This window comes from Paenibacillus phoenicis (assembly GCF_034718895.1).
In the GTDB taxonomy this organism is placed as follows: domain Bacteria; phylum Bacillota; class Bacilli; order Paenibacillales; family Paenibacillaceae; genus Fontibacillus; species Fontibacillus phoenicis.
Genome location: NZ_JAYERP010000006.1, coordinates 1 through 657, shown reverse-complemented (window position 1 = coordinate 657; position 657 = coordinate 1). Strand labels below are relative to the sequence as shown.

General features: G+C 52.2%; 1 rRNA gene. It reads right to left on the bottom strand.

What is annotated here, in order from left to right:
* Positions 1-656: ribosomal RNA gene (locus tag U9M73_RS22105) — 23S ribosomal RNA — on the bottom strand; the annotation flags it as partial.
* Position 657 lies beyond the last annotated feature (1 nt).

The following is a 657-nucleotide window of genomic DNA, read 5'->3' as shown; positions in this document are numbered from 1 at the left end:
CTTAACCTCGCTTGCAAACGTAACTCGCCGGTTCATTCTACAAAAGGCACGCCATCACCCATATAGAGGGCTCTGACTTCTTGTAAGCACACGGTTTCAGGTTCTCTTTCACTCCCCTTCCGGGGTGCTTTTCACCTTTCCCTCACGGTACTGCTTCACTATCGGTCGCTAGGGAGTATTTAGCCTTACCAGATGGTCCTGGCAGATTCATACGGGGTTTCACGTGCCCCGCACTACTCGGGATCCGTCTCGGAGGGAACACATTTTCGATTACAGGGCTTTTACCTTCTTTGGCCGGCCTTTCCAGACCTGTTCGTCTAATATGTTCCTTTGTAACTCCATGTGAGACGTCCCACAACCCCAAGGAGCAAGCTCCTTGGTTTAGGCTAATCCGCGTTCGCTCGCCGCTACTGACGGAATCACTTTTGTTTTCTCTTCCTCAGGGTACTTAGATGTTTCAGTTCCCCTGGTATGCCTCTTCACTGCCTATGGATTCAGCAGTGAGTGACTGGATATTACTCCAGCCGGGTTTCCCCATTCGGACATCCCCGGATCGATGCTTGCTTACAGCTCCCCGAGGCAGTATCGTTGTTCGCCACGTCCTTCGTCGGCTCCTAGCGCCTAGGCATCCTCCGTGTGCTCTTAGTAGCTTAACCA